The following is a 16869-nucleotide window of genomic DNA, read 5'->3' as shown; positions in this document are numbered from 1 at the left end:
CGGCGAGGTGCACCCTCGCCGCCCGCTGCGAATGCCGTGCTGTGCCGTCGATCAGGCCCTGGTCTGCTCCTCCTGCACCCGGCGACGATCCTCATCGTCGACGTCATGCAGCGAGATGCCCTTCGTCTCCTTCAGCGCGAACACCGCGATGAGCGTGACGATGCAGGCGCCGAGCAGGTAGAGCGCCACGGGGATGTGGCTCTCGTACTCGCGCAGCAGCGCAGTGGCGATGATCGGAGCGAGCGAGCCCGCGACGATCGACGTGACCTGGTAGCCCAGCGAGACCCCCGAGTACCGCATGCGGGTCGGGAAGATCTCCGCCATGATCGCCGGCTGCCCCGCGTACATCAGGGCGTGGAAGAACAGGCCGAGGATGATGCCGAGCAGGATGATCACGTTGTCGCCGGTCTGGAACATCGGGAAGGCGATGAAGCCCCACGAGGCACCCGCGATCGCACCGGCCATGTAGACGGGACGACGACCGACGGTGTCGACGAACCGCCCGACCAGCGGCACGAAGATCATGTGCGCAACATGCGCGATCGCCATCAGGCTGAGCACGCGCGTCACGTCGTAGTTCATCGCGACGCCCAGATACGTGATCGAGAAGACCACCACGAGGTAGTACAGGATGTTCTCCGCGAAGCGCAGACCCATGGCCGTCAGCACGCCCTTCGGGTAGCGCTTCAGCACCTCGAGCACGCCGTAGCCCTGCGCCTGCGAGTTCGCGACCTCATCCTTGACCTGCTGGAAGATCGGCGCATCCTCGATGCGGGTGCGGATGTAGTAGCCGATCGCGACGATCACGACCGACAGCCAGAAGGCGATGCGCCAGCCCCAGCCCAGGAAGTCCTCGTCGGAGAGCGTCCACTGCAGCACGAGCAGCACGACCGTCGCCAGCAGGTTGCCGATCGGCACCGCTGCCTGGGGGAAGGACGACCAGAAGCCGCGCTCCTTGTTGGGCGCGTGCTCAGCCACCAGCAGCACGCCGCCGCCCCACTCGCCGCCGACCGCGAAGCCCTGGAAGAAGCGCAGGATGACCAGCAGCGCCGGTGCCCAGTAGCCGATCTGCTCGAAGGTGGGCAGGCAGCCCATCAGGAAGGTCGAGACGCCGACCAGGATGATCGCCAGCTGCAGCAGCTTCTTGCGACCGTACTTGTCGCCGAAGTGGCCGAACACGATGCCGCCGAGCGGGCGTGCGACGAAGCCGACCGCGTAGGTGAGGAACGCGGCGATGATCGGCGCGTACGGGTCATCGCTGGGCGGGAAGAACAGCACGTTGAAGACGATCGTGGCCGCGGTGGCGTACAAGAAGAACTCGTACCACTCGACGACCGTCCCGGCCATCGAGGCGGTGACGACCTTGCCGAGCCCACTGCGGGTGTTGTCTCTTGACGCGTCATGAACAGGGTGTGACATGCCTACCTCCTCGTAGGTGCACGGGACCGTGCCGAGGAAGAACGTACATGACGATCGGTTCAGTTCGCTCGCGCAGCAACGCGACGCGCCGAACCGCGCTGCGAGGTCAGTCGTCGCTGCGGGAGCCGAAGACGATCTCGTCCCAGCTGGGCATCGCAGCGCGGGAGCCGCGCTTGCGGTTGCCGACGGGGCCGGTGCCGGTCGCACGCTGGCTGCGCTGCTGCTCGACCTCGGGCTCCGCTGCCGGCTCGACCTCTTCCGGCTCGAACAGGCTCGGCGCGGATTCCGCGGTGTGCAGGGCAGCCTCCCGCTCGCTGCGACGCCGCCGCAGCGCGTCGAGCAGCTCGGCCGTGTGGTTCGGCTGCGAGGATGCGGCCGGACGGTTGATCGCAGCGGCCTGCACGTTCTCGGGCTGGCTGCCGACCTCGCCGCCGCGCAGTCGCAGCCACGGGTTGTCCGCCTTCGTCGGCTCCTTCGGCCGCGCGCCGAGCGGCGAGTCGGTGGCGGGGGAGTCGATGGCGTCCTCCAGGCCGACACCCGGCTCGACCGGCTCCGGCGCAGCACGGGTCGCGCCGCGCTGGATGCGGAACGCGTCCGAGTCGAACCTGCCGGTATCGCTGCCATCGGTCCGACCGGTGTCGGCACGACCCGGCTCCGAACGGGCAGGCTCGGTGCGAGCCGCATCGTGCGTGGAGGCGCGCTGCGCGATCGGCGGCGCGCCGCCGTCGCTCGAGGACGGCGCCGTCGCGGCGGCATCCGGCCCCGCGGGCCGCTGCTGGCGATCGATCGCCCGGAGCCTGGGCACCAGGACGCTGGACGCATCGCCCGTCTGGCTGAGCGAGGTCGCCTCCTTGCCGCGCGGCGTCAGCGTCGCCTTCTTCGGCTCGTAGCCCCAGGTCGCCTCGTGCTGGATCGCCTCGGTCGTGAAGCGCAGGCGCACCGTCCACACGCCGCCCTCGCCGTCCTTCCAGGCGGCCCAGGAGCGGTCCGAGGCGCGCAGGTCGTCGAGGCGCTCCTCGATCGCGGCTCCGAAGGTGGTCTCTCCCGCGAGCGGGTCGATGTCGCCGGACGCGACCGGGATCGAGAGCGCCGAATCGAGCACGTGGTTGCGCTCAGCGACCACGGGACCCTCGAAGCGCTCGATGTAGGCGAGCTCCTCGCCGGTCGACGACGCGACCTCCTCTGCGGTCATGCCGCCGCGGATGAGCGCCTGGATGTCACGGGGGCGAGCCTTGCGCTCCCGAGGCGGGATCGCGGCTGCCGGCTTGCGATGCTCTGGCAGGGCAGCGACGGGCACGCGGAAGCGCTCGCCGGAGTCAGACTCGAGGATGAGCACGTCGTCCTCGACGCCGATGACGCTCAGCTGCTGCATGATTCGCCGGTCCTTCCTGGCGGGTGATGTCGGGCGCTGTCAGCATCGCATGGGGCGAGGGCAGGCACCGGGAATGGGGCGGGCGCGCCGTGCGTTCCGTACGGAGCACCGGTCCCGGTGCGAGCACGGTCGTCGGCAAACCATGCATCCCGTTATCTGATTTGCCTCGGATCACGGTTTCGTGCAGAATGTGCGCCGACGACGCTCACTGACTCCCAGCAAGGAAGCCCCGATGGCCACCGATTACGACGCACCGCGCAAGACCGACGACGAGAATGAGTCGCTCGACGCGCTGAAGGAACGCGTCCCGGCGAAGAGCGTCGCGACCGACGACGACGCCGACAACCCCGGCAGCTTCGACCTGTCCGCCGCAGATCTCGCCGACGTCGAGCTCGACGTCGTCGTGCTGCCGCCCCAGGAGCACGAGTTCACGTGCGTGAGCTGCTTCCTGGTCAAGGATCGACTGCAGTTCGACCACGAGACGAAGCTCGGCCCGATGTGCCAGGAGTGCGCCTCCTGACCGATCGCTGCCGCAGCGCGGTGGTCGGCCTCGAGCAGGCCCGCGGAGGATGCGGACCTGCTCGAGCCTCATGAGTGCGCTTGGGCGGCGGCGATCGCAGCGGCCAGCGCGCGCGGTCGGCGCGAGCTCACGATCCACGCCGGCGTCGCGTCAGCAGGGTCGGTGACCGGCACGCGCACGAGCGATGTCGTCCACGGCGAGATCACGTGGTGATCGGCCGGGTTCCACGCCGCGCGCATCGCCGACTTCGCCTCAGCGCCCTCGAGCGGCTCCGCGGCGCCGAGATCGTCGACACCGATGCGCGCTCGACCGGCGCGCAGCGTGCCGTCGCGCAGCTCGACGATCGGTGCTCCGAGCCACAGCGCGAGCGCGATGGCGCTGTAGAGCACGGCGGCGACGCCGATCCCAACGCCGATGTCGACGGGCAGGAACACCAGCAGCGAAGCGGGAACGATGAGCAGCAGCACGAGCAGCAGCCACCACGGCGGCACAAGTCGCTCGCGGTACGAGGGGGCGGATTCCATGTCCCCATCATCCCGCTTCCGCGGATCCGGGTTCGCCGGTCACGTCTCGCTCGGCTAGCCTCGTCTCCGATGAAGCAGGTCGAAGTCCTCATGACCGGATCGCCGGTGCCGTCCTACGCGCACCCTGGCGATGCCGGCGCCGACATCCACGCCGCCGAGCCCGTGACGCTCGAGCCGGGCCAGCGTGCCCTGGTCGCGACCGGGATCGCGATCGCGCTCCCCAACGGCTACGCGGCGTTCGTGCACCCGCGCAGCGGGCTTGCCGCGAAGCACGGCATCACGATCGTGAACGCACCGGGCACGGTCGACGCCGGGTACCGCGGCGAGATCAAGGTCAACCTGCTCAACACCGGCAGTGAGCCGCACCGCATCGAGGTGGGCGATCGCATCGCGCAGCTCATCGTGCAGCGCGTCGAGCAGGTGCGCTTCATCGAGGTGGAGCGCCTGCCGGGATCGGATCGAGGTGAGCGCGGGCACGGTTCCACCGGACTCCGCGCCGCGCCAGAGGGGATCGCACGATGACAGACACGACTGACGACCAGCAGCTGGCCGACGACGAGGAGCTGGTGGAGAAGAGCGCCCCAGAGGATCGCGCAGAGGTCGGCCCGCTCGACGAGTCCGAAGCGCCCGTGCGCCCGTATGTCGACCTGGGCGGCCTGCGCATCGTGCCGCGCCCCGGCATGCAGATGCGGCTCGAGGTCGAGGAGAAGACGAAGCGCATCGTCGCCGTCACGCTGGAGCACGACGGATCGACCGTGCAGCTGCAGCCGTTCGCCGCTCCGCGCAGCGAGGGCATCTGGGCGCCCGTGCGCGACGTGCTGCGGACCCAGCTCGAGCGTCAGGGCGCCACCGTCGAGGAGCTCGACGGGCTGCTCGGCCGTGAGCTGCGCGCACGCCTCAAGGTGGGCCCCGATGGCGAGCCCCGCGCGGTGCGCATCATCGGCGTCGACGGCCCCAGGTGGATGCTGCAGGGCCTGATCGGCGGCCAGGCGGCGATGGACGAGGACAAGGCTGCGGCGGCGGTCGAGCTGTTCCGCTCGACGGTCGTGTGTCGCGGTGTCGAGCCGATGCCGCCGCGGGAGCTGATCCCGCTGCGCGCGCCGAAGTCGGTCTGACGGTGGGGGAAGCACCACCGCCGAACGATGGGTCGCCGGCCGGGCCGGAGGCCTCGTTCTCGGAGCAGGTGGGCGCGGCGATCCGCGGCTCGAAGCTCGGCCAGCTCGACCCGACGGCGAAGCCCTCGGCGCATGCGCTGCTCGCGGCGATGGGCGGCGCGCGAGGGATCGTCGAGTCGCTGCTGCCAGGCATCCTCTTCCTGATCCTGTACTCGACGACGCGGAGCGTCTGGATCGCGGTGCTGGTGCCGTTGGTCGTCTCGCTCGGATTCGTCGCGTGGCGCATCGTGCAGCGCGGGCAGCCGATGCTCGCCTTCGCGGGTCTGATCGGCGTCGGCATCTCTGCAGTGGCCGCGCTCATCACCGGTCAGGGTGAGGACAACTTCCTCTGGGGCTTCATCGTCAACAGCGTCATCGTGGTGGTGCTGCTCGCCACCATGGTCGCGCGCAGACCGCTCATCGGCGTCATCGCAGGAGCACTGACGGGAACGCCGCACGCGTGGCGCACCGAGCGCGCGAAGCGCGCGGTGGCCTGGCGCGCCACGATCCTGTGGCTGATCGTGATCGGCGCGCGCCTGGCCGTGCAGGTGCCGATCTACCTGGCAGCCGATCAGGGCCTCGCCGGTGCCGTCGAGATCCTGGCGGCGACGAAGCTGATCATGGGCGTGCCGCTCTACCTCGCAGCGCTGTGGGTGACCTGGTTGATGGTGCGCACGGTGATGGAACCGGCGGAGCCCGACACGCCAGCCGACCCGGGACGCGCCGAGATCCGATAAGATATCTTGACGTCAAGATATATTTGACCGGATCCGGCGCACCATGTCGGCTCGAGGCATACACTCGAGGCGCAGTCAGCGCATCCCCGTGAGACCCCGAAGGAGTCAGGATGGCGAACCCGAACAGCTTTGACAGCAAGAGCTCGCTGTCGGTGCGTGGCACCGACTACACGCTCTATCGAATCGATCAGGTCCCGGGTCACGAGCGACTGCCGTTCAGCCTGAAGGTGCTGCTCGAGAACCTGCTCCGCACCGAGGACGGCGCGAACATCACCAAGGAGCAGATCGAGGCGCTCGGCTCCTGGGACGCCAATGCCGACCCGACCGTCGAGATCCAGTTCACCCCCGCTCGCGTGGTCATGCAGGACTTCACCGGTGTTCCCTGCATCGTCGACCTCGCCACCATGCGCGAGGCCGTTGCCGAGCTGGGCGGCGACCCCACCAAGATCAACCCGCTCGCGCCGGCCGAGCTGGTCATCGACCACTCGGTGATCGCCGATCTCTTCGGCACGCCCGACGCCTTCGAGCGCAACGTCGAGATCGAGTACCAGCGCAACGGCGAGCGCTACCAGTTCCTGCGCTGGGGCCAGACGGCCTTCGACGACTTCAAGGTCGTGCCCCCGGGCACCGGCATCGTGCACCAGGTCAACATCGAGAACCTCGCGAAGGTCACCTACGCCCGAGAGTTCGACGGCGAGCTGACCGCCTACCCCGACACCGTGGTGGGCACCGACTCGCACACGACGATGGTCAACGGTCTCGGCGTGCTCGGCTGGGGCGTCGGCGGCATCGAGGCAGAGGCTGCGATGCTCGGCCAGCCCGTGTCGATGCTCATCCCGCGCGTCGTGGGCTTCAAGCTGACCGGCGAGATCGCCACCGGCGTGACGGCGACGGATGTGGTGCTCACGATCACCGACATGCTGCGCAAGCACGGCGTGGTCGGGAAGTTCGTCGAGTTCTACGGCACCGGCGTCGGCGCCGTGCCGCTGGCGAACCGCGCCACCATCGGCAACATGAGCCCCGAGTTCGGCTCCACCGCCGCGATCTTCCCGGTGGACGAGGTGACGCTCGACTACCTGCGCTTCACCGGTCGTGACGAGCAGCAGGTCGCGCTCGTCGAGGCCTACGCGAAGGAGCAGGGGCTGTGGCACGACCCGTCGGTCGAGCCCGCCTTCTCCGAGTACCTGGAGCTCGACCTCGGCACGGTCGTCCCCTCGATCGCGGGCCCGAAGCGCCCGCAGGACCGCATCGAGCTGACGAACGCCAAGGCGCAGTTCGCGAAGGACATCGTGGACTACGCGTCGGCATCGACGTCGAACGACATCGTCGACCTCGAGTCGAAGCATTCGTTCCCCGCCTCCGACCCGGGCAACGCGCCCGGCGTCGAGGACGACGACACGCGCGACGTGCACATCAGCACCGGGATCCCGGTTGAGCTGTCCAAGCCCGTGCAGGTGACGAGCGGCGATGGCGAGAGCTACACGCTCGACAACGGAGCCGTCACGATCGCGGCGATCACGTCGTGCACCAACACCTCCAACCCGTCCGTCATGCTGGCGGCCGGCCTGCTGGCACGCAAGGCGGTGGAGCTCGGGCTCAAGGCGAAGCCGTGGGTCAAGACGACGCTGGCACCGGGTTCCAAGGTCGTCACCGACTACTACGACAAGTCGGGTCTCACGAAGGATCTGGACGAGCTGGGCTTCTACACCGTCGGCTACGGCTGCACGACGTGCATCGGCAACTCCGGGCCGCTCATCGAAGAGGTCTCGGAGGCCATCAACGAGCACGACCTCGCGGTCACCGCGGTGCTCTCCGGCAACCGCAACTTCGAGGGACGCATCAACCCCGACGTGAAGATGAACTACCTCGCGTCGCCGCCGCTCGTGATCGCCTACTCGCTCGCCGGCACGATGGACTTCGACTTCGATCGCCAGCCGCTCGGCAAGGGCAAGGACGGGCAGGACGTCTTCCTCGCCGACATCTGGCCCACGGCCGATGAGGTGCAGTCGACGATCGACTCGTCGATCGACACCGAGATGTTCACGCGGCAGTATGCCGCCGTGTTCGACGGCGACGAGCGCTGGCAGAGCCTGCCGACGCCGGACGGCGACGTCTTCGAGTGGGATGCCGACTCGACCTACGTGCGCAAGCCACCGTACTTCGAGGGCATGACGATGGAGCTCACGCCCGTCACCGACATCCAGGGTGCACGCGTCCTGGCAGCCCTCGGTGACTCGGTCACGACCGACCACATCTCGCCTGCGGGCGCGATCAAGGCGGACAGCCCCGCGGGTCGCTACCTCAGCGAGCACGGCATCGCGCGGGCCGACTTCAACTCCTACGGCTCGCGTCGCGGCAACCACGAGGTCATGATCCGCGGCACGTTCGCGAACATCCGACTGAAGAACCAGCTGCTCGATGGCGTCGAGGGCGGCTTCACCCGCGACTTCACGCAGCCGGACGCGCCCCAGGCAGCCATCTATGACGCCTCCGTGCACTACCAGGAGCAGGGCATCCCGCTCGTCGTGCTCGGCGGCAAGGAGTACGGCTCGGGATCCAGCCGCGACTGGGCGGCCAAGGGCACGAACCTGCTGGGCGTCAGGGCCGTGATCACCGAGTCGTTCGAGCGCATCCACCGCTCCAACCTCATCGGCATGGGCGTGGTGCCGCTGCAGTTCCCCGAGGGCGAGACCTGGGCATCGCTGGGCCTGGACGGCACGGAGTCCATCTCGATCTCGGGCCTCACGGAGCTCAACGACGGGCGCACGCCGAAGACGGTGCGCGTGGTCGCCGAGCCCACCGAGCACAGCCCCGAGGGCAAGCAGACCATCGAGTTCGACGCGGTCGTCCGCATCGACACGCCGGGAGAGGCCGACTACTACCGCAACGGCGGCATCCTCCAGTACGTGCTGCGCTCGCTGGTCTGATCGAGCCTGCGCGAACGGCCCCGACCTCCTCGCGAGGCCGGGCCGTTCTGCATGCATGCCGTGATGCAGACGGATGCGCAGGATGCGTGATCCTGCCGACGCGGGCGCGCGCAGGATGCGTGATCCTGCCGATGCGGGCGCGAGCAGGGTGCTCCTAGCGTGATCGCATGGAACCGTCCGTGGCAGCAGGGCTCGTCTCCACGAGCCTGTTCGCCGCTGCCAATCTGCCGATGGTGGAGAAGGCGGTGCGCACCCGCGACCTGAGCTCCTACAGCCTCTGGTCGCTGCTGCTGGGCAACGTGGGCAACGCTGTCCACACGGTCTACGTGCTGAGCCTGCCGTTCGGGCCGATCTGGCTGCTGCACGGCTTCTACCTCGTGACCATGGCCGTGATGCTCGTGCTCTACCTGCGAGCGGCGAGGAAGTCGACTGACCGGCCAGCGACACCCGGGCGTACCCTGAGGCATGGCCGACCGGGCGGCGCGGATCGAGGCCGGGAGGCGCTGCGGCGCATCCGGTGACTGGGAGGGTGCGCTCGCGCACCTGCGCGCCGCGCACGAGCTCGCACCGCTCGACGCCGACGACCTGTGCACGATGGCGCAGGCGGCGTGGATGGCGGGGCGGCTCGCCGAGTCCATCCCGCTGTCCGAGGACGCCTACCGGCAGCTGCGCGAGTCGGGCAGTCACACGCACGCGGCGATGGCAGCGCTGCGGCTGAGCCTCCTGTGGTTCACGCGCGGTGAGGTCACGCTCGGCACGGCCTGGCAGGGGCGCGCCAGACGCGTGCTGGCGCAGCTGCCGGACGGCCCCGCGCACGCCTACCTCGCCTACCTGGATGCCGCTGCGAGCGCGCTGGAGGGCAGCCCGGAGTCTGCGCGCGAGCACGTCGAGCGCATCGGCGACCTCGCCCGGCGGTTCCCGGAGCCAGCAGTCGAGGCGCTCAGCCTGGCGGTGGCGGGCATGGCAGCGGTGCGGCTCGGTGAGACGAAGCAGGGCTTCGCGCTGCTCGACGAGGCGATGCTGCCGGTGATCGCCGAGGCGGTCCCGGCGGAGTGGGCCGGGGACATCTACTGCACGATCATCCACCTGTGCCACCAGCTGGCCGACTTCCGACGGATGGCGGAGTGGACGGAGGCCACCGAGCGCTGGTGCAGCCGCTTCCGCAGCGAGTCCATCTACAGCGGCGTCTGCCGGGTGCACCGGCTGGAGCTGCGATGGGCGCACGGCGACTGGCAGGGGGCCGAGCAACTGGTGGAGCGCGAGAGCGGAGCGCTCGCCGACGGTGAGCCGTGGGTGGCTGGTGAGGGCTTCTACCAGTTGGGCGAGATGCGGCGCGTGCGCGGTGACGTCGACGGCGCCCGGCGGGCCTACCGGCAGGCGAGCGAGACCGGCATCGACCCGCAGCCGGGTGCCGCGCTGCTCGAGCTGGATGTGGGGAACCTGCCCGGTGCCGCGCGGATGATCGACGTCGCGCTCGCTGAGCACGGCGGCATCGCTCGCATACGGCTGTTGCGCGCCGCGACCGAGGTGGCGCTCGCCGGTGGAGCGATCGATGCGGCCGAGCTGTACGCGCAGGAACTGGTGGCGTCCGCGGACCTGCATGACACGGACGGCTTTCGTGCCTGGTCGCTGCATGCCGTCGGCATGGTCGCCCTGGCACGCGGCGACGCGGAGCAGGCGCTCGCTGCGCTGCGTCGAGCGCACCACGCCTTCCAGCAGACGCAGCAGCCCTTCGAGTGCGCGCGCGTGCTCGCGCTGCTCGCGCGCGGGCACGAGCTGCTGGGCGACGCGGAGCGCGCGGCAAGTGCACGCGACCGGGCGGCGCAGCTCCTGCGCGATCTCGGGGTCACAGCGGGGTCCGCCTCGGCGCACGAGACCCGCGCGGGCCCGCTCACCGCGCGAGAGGCGGAGGTGCTGGCCAGGGTGGCGCTCGGCGAGAGCAACCGCGATGTCGCCGACGCGCTCGTCATCAGCGAGAAGACCGTGGGCCGACACCTGGCGAACGTCTATCTGAAGCTCGATGTCGGCTCTCGGACGGCGGCAGCCGCATGGTGGCATGCGCACGCCGGTGCCGCCGATGCCGTGCCGTGATTTCCGTGCCGTCACCATCTGCATGATGCTGCGCCGAATCTGCATCATTCGCCCGATGCCGGCGCCGCCGGGGTCGCCATAGCGTCGCCTCAGCGGCAGCACCGGCTGTCGATGATCCGAGGAGCACCCATGACCACGATCGAGCAGCTCGACCTCGACGGCATCGACGACCACGAGCGCGCGGTGGAGGCGTTCGCCGACCGCATGCTGCAGGCAGCGATCGCCACGACCGATGTGCTGGCGGCCTACCTGGGCGACCGGCTCGGCTGGTACCGCTCGTTGGCCGAGCACGGGCCGAGCACGGCCGCGGACCTCGCCTCGCGGACGGGGACCGCGCCCCGGTATGCGAGGGAGTGGCTCGAGCAGCAGGCGGTCGCCGGCGTGCTGGTGCTGCAGGACGTCGAGGGCGCGGAGCCCCGGTTCGAGCTGCCGGCCGCTGCCGCCGAGGTGCTGACCGACGAGTCGAGCCTCGCCTACCTCGCGCCGCTCGCGCGCATGTTCGGTGCCTCGGCGGCGCAGCTGCCGGCGCTCACGCAGGCCTACCGCGATGGTGGGGGCGTCAGCTGGGAGCAGCTCGGCGTCCATGCTCGCGAGGCGCAGGCCGATATGAACCGCCCCTGGTTCGACCGACTGCCGGAGGCGCTCGCCGGCCTCCCGGAGATCGACGCCGTGCTGCGCGCGCCGGGCGCCCGCGTCGCCGATGTCGGCACGGGCGCCGGCTGGTCGGCGATCGCGCTGGCTGCCGCGCATCCTGCGCTGCGCGTCGAGGGTTTCGACGTCGATGAGCCGTCGATCGACGCGGCACGGGCGAACGCGAGAGCGGCGGGGGTCGACGATCGGGTCAGCTTCCACCTCCTCGACGCCGCCCGCCTCGATGAGCACGGGCCGTTCGACGCGGCCTTCGCCTTCGAGTGCCTGCACGACATGCCGGATCCGGTCAGCGTGCTGGCCGCGATGCAGCGCGCGGTGCGCGCGGGGGGACCGGTGGTGGTGATGGATGAAGCGGTGGCAGACCGCCTGGTCGCGCCCGGCGACGACCTCGAGCGGCTCATGTACGGCTTCAGCCTGCTGGTCTGCCTGCCCGACGGGCTCTCGCACCCGGCGAGCGTCGGCACCGGCACGGTCATGCGGCCCTCGACGCTTCGGCGATACGCCGCCGAGGCGGGCTTCGGCGGCGTGGAGGTGCTGCCGATCGAGGCGTTCGGCTTCTTCCGCTTCTGCGCGCTGGAGGCCTGAGGCGCGGCCGATCCGGTGCGGGCGGCAGACGGCCATCCACGGGTCGCAGGGCTACGATGGTTCGATCATGACGATCCTCGACCAGATCACGGGCCCGCGGGACCTCGACCGGCTCTCGCAGGCCGAGTTCGTGCAGTTGGCGGGCGAGATCCGCTCGTTCCTGATCCGCGAGGTCTCCCGCACCGGCGGCCACCTCGGCCCGAACCTCGGCGTCGTGGAGCTCACGATGGCGATGCATCGGGTGTTCGACTCGCCGCGGGACGCCTTCGTGTTCGACACCGGTCACCAGTCCTATGTGCACAAGCTGCTGACGGGCCGGCAGGACTTCTCGAGGCTCCGTCAGCGCGGTGGCCTGGCGGGCTACCCGCAGCGCTCCGAGAGCGAGCACGACATCGTCGAGTCGAGCCACGCGTCGTCGTCGCTGTCCTGGGCGGACGGCATCAGCCGCGCCTTCGACATCACCGGCCAGCACGATCGGTCGGTCGTGGCGGTCGTCGGTGACGGCGCGCTCACGGGCGGCATGACGTGGGAGGCGCTCAACAACATCTCCGACGACAATCGCCGCAGACTCGTGATCGTCGTCAACGACAACGGCCGCTCCTACGCACCCACGATCGGCGGCATGGCGCGCTTCCTGAACGGTGTGCGCACGCGGCGCTCCTATCGCACCCTGCGCGGCACCTCGGAGCGCGTCTTCTCGACGTTCGGGCACCCCGGGCGCGCCGTCTACCGGGGGGTGCGGGGCGCGACCCACGGGTTCCTATCTCGCTTCACGAACAACGAGGCGCTGTACTCGAACCTGGACATCAAGTACCTCGGCCCGGTCCACGGGCACGACCTGGATGCGCTGCAGGAGGTGCTCTCGCAGGCGCGGGACTACGGGTCGCCGGTCATCGTGCACGTCATCACCCAGAAGGGGCAGGGCTTCGACCCCGCGATCAACGACGTGGCCGACCAGTTCCACGCCGTAGGCCAGATCGATCCGGAGACCGGAGAGGCGATCGCCAGCGCTGGTCGCCCCTCGTGGACGTCGGTGTTCGCCGACGAGCTGGTGCGCATCGCGCGAGAGGACGAGCATGTGGTCGGCATTACCGCCGCCATGCTGCGACCCACCGGGCTCGATCGGCTCGCTGCGCTCGACCCCGCCCGCGTGCTGGATGTCGGCATCGCGGAGCAGCATGCCGTCACGACCGCCGCGGGGCTCGCCTTCGGCGGCCTGCACCCGGTCGTGGCGATCTATGCGACCTTCATGAACCGTGCGTTCGACCAGGTGCTCATGGACGTCGCGCTGCACAAGGCGGGCGTCACGTTCGTGCTCGATAGAGCTGGCGTCACGGGCCCGGATGGGCCGAGCCACCACGGCATGTGGGATCTGGCACTGCTGCAGTTCGTGCCCGGGATCAGGCTCGCCGCGCCCCGCGATGCCGCGCGCCTCGAGGAGGCGCTGCGAGAGGCGATCGCCGTTGACGACGCCCCCACCGTCATCCGCTACCCGAAGGGATCCGTGCCGGAGCAGCTGGATGCCGTCCGTCGCACCGCCGACGGCGTCGACGTGCTGCTGGAGGCAGCCCCGCGGGACGTGCTGCTCATCGCGATCGGCTCGTTCGCGCAGCTCGCGATGGATGTCGCGCAGCGCGTGCAGGCCCAGGGGATCGGCGTGACGGTCGTGGACCCGCGCTGGGTGGTGCCGGTCGCGCCGTCGATCGTCGAGCTCGCGCGCGACCATCGCATCGTCATCACGCTCGAGGATGGCGTGCGCGTCGGAGGCATCGGCACGCGCGTGCGGCAGGAGCTTCGGGCGGCGGGCGTCGACACGCCCGTCGATGAGCTCGGCCTGCCCGACGAGTTCATCGACCACGCCGAGCGGGGCGAGATCCTCGAGGATGCCGGCCTGTCAGCGCAGACGATCGCGCGCAACATCGTGCAGCAGGTGCTCGGCACCGGCCGCCTGCCGGTCGCGCGCTCGCTGCCGGGAGAGGACGAGCTGCGGCTCGATGACGCGGAGGCCGAGCGCAGCCCCGCATCCGATGCCACCGGTGAGGACGGTGCCTCCTCCGAGCACGGGGCCTCGGGCGGCGGCGCGCGATCGCAGGCCTCGGAGTAGGTTCTCCACAGCGGGGCTGCATCGCGGCACGCGCGTAGGGCGGGATGCGGTTTCCTGCCGCACATGGATGAGACCACAGCTTCCGACCCGCTCGAGCAGGTCGCCGCACTCGTGCAGCAGGGGCTCGTCGCTCGCCTCTGGTTCTTCCCCGTGACCGCCGAGGGCCACCTGCGGCGCGCCGTGCGGCAGATCGACGGCATCCCGATCACGCCCGATGCCGCCGCATCGGGAGTGCTTCGGAGCCTGCTCGAGCGCGCGCGGCACGGTGACCCGGAGGTCGTGGCCGTGATCGAGCGGCACGGCGCGTCGCGACCGAACCCCGATGACTGGGCGTGGCACGACGCGATCCACCGGGCCGCTCGGAGCGTGCCGGTGGTGCTGCGCGGCGTGCTGCTCGCGCATGCCGGCGGCGTCGACGCGCTGGAGCCACGTACGCTGGCGGCATGACATGGCTGCGCAGCCCCGGTGCGAACGACGACAAGCGCTCGATGGGGGTGCTGGGCGTGGTCACGGGATCGACCAGCTATCCCGGTGCTGCGATCTTGGGCGTCGAGGCCGCGTGGCGCACCGGGATCGGCTACGTGCGCCTGTGGGCGCCCCGCCGTGTGCAGGATCTGGTGCTCGCACGCAGGCCCGAGACCGTCTGCCACGCGCTGGGGGAGGCATCCGGCAGTGTCGACGCCTGGCTCCTGGGCTCGGGGCAGGACGCGCGTGAGCGCGACCCGGCGCTCCGCTCGCTGCTGCTGGAGGCGCTCAGCAGCGGGGCCCCGTGCGTCGTCGACGCGGGGGCTCTCGATCTCGTCCGCGGCCACGCGGGGCCGACGGTGCTCACGCCGCACGACGACGAGCTGCGGCGCCTGCTCGGCGGCGCGCTGCGACCGGATCGAGCGGCCGCGGCGGCGCGCGTCGCTGCCGATCTGGATGCGGTCGTGGTCGCGAAGGGAGCGCCGACGCACATCCTCGCCCCCGACGGCTCGATCCGCACCGTGGCGGCCACCACGCACCGACTCGCGACCGCCGGCACGGGTGACGTGCTCGCCGGTGTGGTGGGCGCGCTCGTGGCCGGCAGCGCCGCGTTCGCTGCCGACGCCGCATCGCTCGCGTCGATGGCGGCCGAAGCAGTCGAGCTGCACGGCGCGGCCGCCGAGCTCGCGGCTGCCGACGATCGCCCCATCACCGCACTCGATGTCGCCGCGCAGCTGCCCCGAGCGGTCGCGACGCAGCTCAGGAGCCTGTAACCCCCGGCGAGGTCCCGGGGAGCAGGAAGCCGGTGAAGAGCAGCTCCCGGATCCGAGGGAGCAGGTCGGCTGCCAGGATCGCCTCATCCACCTCCAGCAGGCCTGCGATCGCGCCGATGAGCTGACCGATCGACAGCTCGCCGTCGCACGCGCCCACGAGCGCGGCGAGCGCGGTGTCGACCGACAGCACGCGTGCCAGCGCACCGCCCTGGTGCAGCTCGATGACGTTCGGTCCTGCAGCACCCGGCAGCTGGTGCCGTGCCTCGGTGACGTCTGCAGCAGCCAGCAGGTGCGTGCTCGCGAGTGCGCCATCGTCGAGGTTCGCGACCAGGTCCGCGACCTCGAACGCGGCAGCGAGATGCGCGCCGGCATGCGGGAGCTGCACGGCGTGCGTCACGCGCTCCAAGCGCGCGAGGCGGGCGCTTCCCACGCTGCCCTCGGCGGGCAGTCGCAGCGCCAGCCACCCCATGCCGATGGCCGTCACGCCGCGCGCGTCGAAGTCGTCGAGCCAGGCGTCCAGCAGCCGAGCGTGGTCGGCATCGCGGGGGAGGGTGCCGCCATCGCGCAGCCACAGCTCTGCATACTGCACGGGGTCGAGCACGTCACGCTCGATCGCCCAGACGTCGAGCGCATCGTCCGCGCTCCAGTCGCGCACGCGCTCGAGGCCGCTGCGCCCCTGGCGCGTCTCCCAGTTGCCGAGCAGCCGCGCGTGACCGCGAGGACGCAGGTGCTCGGCGACCGAGCCCACCACCTCGACCATGAGCGCATCGCCGGCGTGACCGCCGTCGCGATACTCGAAGCTCGGCACACCGGCGGCGCGCGGAGTGATGACGAAGGGCGGGTTGGAGGCGATCAGGTCGAAGCGCTCACCCGCGACGGGCGCGAACAGGGAGCCCAGTCGCGTCTCGATGCCGTCGACGCCGTTGAGTGCGGCGGTCAGCTCGGTGAACCAGAGCGCGCGCGCCGAGATGTCGGTGGCCACCACCTGCCGGGCCATGCGACGCAGGTGCAGGGCGATGATGCCGCAGCCCGAGCCGAGATCGAGTGCGGTGGCGACCGAGGCCTGCGGCAGCAGCGCCGCCAGGGTGCGTGCGGCGCCGCCGACGCCCAGAACGTGGTCGGGGCGCAGCGGCCAGACGCCGGCGAGCTCGTCGAGGTCGCTCGCGATCCACCAGGTGCCGTCGCCGCGCTCATCGCTGAACGCATGCGGGCGGATGACCAGCAGGGGAGCGATCGACGCGTCCTGCTGCTCGGCGATGCCGAGCGCCACCGCCCCCTGCACACCCAGCGACGGCAGGGCGGCCTCGAGCTCACGACTCGGCACGGCGTCGCCGAGCCAGAAGGCGCGCAGGAGCGTCGACAGCGCTCCGCCATGCTGCAGCGCCGCCCGTCGTGCGGGCTCAGCGATCATGCGGCCGAGCGCCGCGTGGGCCGCGTCGCCGACGAGCACAGCGACGCCCTCGCCCGTGAAGCTCGCGGCTGCGAGGTCACGGGCGAGGGCGTCGGTCAGGTCGCGGTTCGGCACCGCACCAGTCTGCCGGAGCACC

The 16869-nt window shown here is 70.7% G+C and carries 15 protein-coding genes; 11 read left to right on the top strand and 4 right to left on the bottom strand.

Annotated elements, in window-relative coordinates:
• Window positions 1-51: 51 nt before the first annotated feature.
• Window positions 52-1419, bottom strand: coding sequence for an MFS transporter (locus tag ACJJVL_RS01990; RefSeq protein WP_405216456.1), 1368 nt, complete (start codon window positions 1417-1419; stop codon window positions 52-54).
• A gap of 106 nt (window positions 1420-1525) precedes the next feature.
• On the bottom strand, window positions 1526-2791 hold the full coding sequence (sepH, locus tag ACJJVL_RS01985) for a septation protein SepH (protein ID WP_405216454.1): 1266 nt from the start codon (window positions 2789-2791) through the stop codon (window positions 1526-1528).
• A gap of 232 nt (window positions 2792-3023) precedes the next feature.
• On the opposite strand from sepH, the gene ACJJVL_RS01980 reads away from it, so the two are divergent.
• Window positions 3024-3311: a DUF4193 family protein gene (locus ACJJVL_RS01980; RefSeq protein WP_405216452.1), complete on the top strand. Its 288-nt coding sequence runs from the start codon at window positions 3024-3026 to the stop codon at window positions 3309-3311.
• Window positions 3312-3379: 68 nt separating this feature from the next.
• Here the strand turns inward: ACJJVL_RS01980 and ACJJVL_RS01975 are convergent, their stop codons facing one another.
• A complete protein-coding gene (locus tag ACJJVL_RS01975) occupies window positions 3380-3835 on the bottom strand; it encodes a DUF3093 family protein (RefSeq protein ID WP_405216450.1) in 456 nt (151 codons plus the stop codon).
• Between the two features lie 69 nt (window positions 3836-3904).
• Between ACJJVL_RS01975 and dut the strand changes: the two genes are divergently transcribed.
• The 10 genes from dut to ACJJVL_RS01925 all read left to right on the top strand — a co-directional run bounded on the left by dut (window position 3905) and on the right by ACJJVL_RS01925 (window position 15322).
• A complete protein-coding gene (gene dut / locus ACJJVL_RS01970) occupies window positions 3905-4357 on the top strand; it encodes a dUTP diphosphatase (RefSeq protein WP_405216448.1) in 453 nt (150 codons plus the stop codon).
• Window positions 4354-4950, top strand: coding sequence for a DUF3710 domain-containing protein (locus tag ACJJVL_RS01965; RefSeq protein WP_405216446.1), 597 nt, complete (start codon window positions 4354-4356; stop codon window positions 4948-4950). Before dut ends, ACJJVL_RS01965 begins: the two co-directional genes overlap by 4 nt.
• Before the next feature lie 2 nt (window positions 4951-4952).
• A complete protein-coding gene (locus ACJJVL_RS01960; RefSeq protein ID WP_405216444.1) occupies window positions 4953-5726 on the top strand; it encodes a DUF3159 domain-containing protein in 774 nt (257 codons plus the stop codon).
• 110 nt (window positions 5727-5836) lie between these two features.
• Window positions 5837-8653 (top strand): aconitate hydratase, encoded by a 2817-nt coding sequence (locus ACJJVL_RS01955; RefSeq protein WP_405216442.1) that lies wholly within the window; start codon window positions 5837-5839, stop codon window positions 8651-8653.
• A 167-nt stretch (window positions 8654-8820) separates the two neighbouring features.
• Window positions 8821-9174 carry a hypothetical protein gene (locus ACJJVL_RS01950; RefSeq protein WP_405216440.1) on the top strand — a complete coding sequence of 118 codons (354 nt, stop codon included), beginning with the start codon at window positions 8821-8823 and terminating at the stop codon, window positions 9172-9174.
• Window positions 9119-10744: a LuxR C-terminal-related transcriptional regulator gene (locus tag ACJJVL_RS01945; protein WP_405216438.1), complete on the top strand. Its 1626-nt coding sequence runs from the start codon at window positions 9119-9121 to the stop codon at window positions 10742-10744. The genes ACJJVL_RS01950 and ACJJVL_RS01945 overlap by 56 nt, the downstream gene beginning before the upstream one ends.
• A 129-nt stretch (window positions 10745-10873) precedes the next feature.
• Window positions 10874-11980, top strand: a complete 1107-nt coding sequence (locus tag ACJJVL_RS01940) for a class I SAM-dependent methyltransferase (RefSeq protein ID WP_405216436.1) — start codon at window positions 10874-10876, stop codon at window positions 11978-11980.
• Between the two features lie 67 nt (window positions 11981-12047).
• The gene (gene dxs, locus ACJJVL_RS01935; protein ID WP_405216434.1) at window positions 12048-14084 is read left to right on the top strand and encodes a 1-deoxy-D-xylulose-5-phosphate synthase; all 2037 of its coding nucleotides are present in this window, start codon (window positions 12048-12050) and stop codon (window positions 14082-14084) included.
• Window positions 14085-14147: 63 nt separating this feature from the next.
• A complete protein-coding gene (locus ACJJVL_RS01930) occupies window positions 14148-14531 on the top strand; it encodes a hypothetical protein (RefSeq protein WP_405216433.1) in 384 nt (127 codons plus the stop codon).
• Window positions 14528-15322, top strand: coding sequence for an NAD(P)H-hydrate dehydratase (locus ACJJVL_RS01925; RefSeq protein ID WP_405216431.1), 795 nt, complete (start codon window positions 14528-14530; stop codon window positions 15320-15322). The genes ACJJVL_RS01930 and ACJJVL_RS01925 overlap by 4 nt, the downstream gene beginning before the upstream one ends.
• On the opposite strand, the gene ACJJVL_RS01920 is transcribed toward ACJJVL_RS01925, so the two are convergent.
• Window positions 15309-16847 (bottom strand): methyltransferase, encoded by a 1539-nt coding sequence (locus ACJJVL_RS01920; protein WP_405216429.1) that lies wholly within the window; start codon window positions 16845-16847, stop codon window positions 15309-15311. The genes ACJJVL_RS01925 and ACJJVL_RS01920 overlap by 14 nt on opposite strands.
• Window positions 16848-16869 lie beyond the last annotated feature (22 nt).

The sequence above is a fragment of the Agrococcus sp. Ld7 genome, from assembly GCF_045064095.1.
GTDB lineage: Bacteria > Actinomycetota > Actinomycetes > Actinomycetales > Microbacteriaceae > Agrococcus.
The sequence above is the reverse complement of the archived record's forward strand: the minus strand, read 5'-3'. Positions and strand labels throughout refer to the sequence as shown.

What these genes read in the sequence shown, in the direction of transcription:
- ACJJVL_RS01930 (WP_405216433.1), top strand. Translation starts at nt 14,148, where the DNA reads ATGGATGAGACCACAGCTTCCGACCCGCTCGAGCAGGTCGCCGCACTC.
- ACJJVL_RS01975 (WP_405216450.1), bottom strand. Translation starts at nt 3,835, where the DNA reads ATGGAATCCGCCCCCTCGTACCGCGAGCGACTTGTGCCGCCGTGGTGG.
- ACJJVL_RS01980 (WP_405216452.1), top strand. Translation starts at nt 3,024, where the DNA reads ATGGCCACCGATTACGACGCACCGCGCAAGACCGACGACGAGAATGAG.
- sepH (WP_405216454.1), bottom strand. Translation starts at nt 2,791, where the DNA reads ATGCAGCAGCTGAGCGTCATCGGCGTCGAGGACGACGTGCTCATCCTC.
- ACJJVL_RS01945 (WP_405216438.1), top strand. Translation starts at nt 9,119, where the DNA reads ATGGCCGACCGGGCGGCGCGGATCGAGGCCGGGAGGCGCTGCGGCGCA.
- ACJJVL_RS01990 (WP_405216456.1), bottom strand. Translation starts at nt 1,419, where the DNA reads ATGTCACACCCTGTTCATGACGCGTCAAGAGACAACACCCGCAGTGGG.
- ACJJVL_RS01955 (WP_405216442.1), top strand. Translation starts at nt 5,837, where the DNA reads ATGGCGAACCCGAACAGCTTTGACAGCAAGAGCTCGCTGTCGGTGCGT.
- ACJJVL_RS01940 (WP_405216436.1), top strand. Translation starts at nt 10,874, where the DNA reads ATGACCACGATCGAGCAGCTCGACCTCGACGGCATCGACGACCACGAG.
- ACJJVL_RS01925 (WP_405216431.1), top strand. Translation starts at nt 14,528, where the DNA reads ATGACATGGCTGCGCAGCCCCGGTGCGAACGACGACAAGCGCTCGATG.
- ACJJVL_RS01950 (WP_405216440.1), top strand. Translation starts at nt 8,821, where the DNA reads ATGGAACCGTCCGTGGCAGCAGGGCTCGTCTCCACGAGCCTGTTCGCC.
- ACJJVL_RS01965 (WP_405216446.1), top strand. Translation starts at nt 4,354, where the DNA reads ATGACAGACACGACTGACGACCAGCAGCTGGCCGACGACGAGGAGCTG.
- dxs (WP_405216434.1), top strand. Translation starts at nt 12,048, where the DNA reads ATGACGATCCTCGACCAGATCACGGGCCCGCGGGACCTCGACCGGCTC.
- dut (WP_405216448.1), top strand. Translation starts at nt 3,905, where the DNA reads ATGAAGCAGGTCGAAGTCCTCATGACCGGATCGCCGGTGCCGTCCTAC.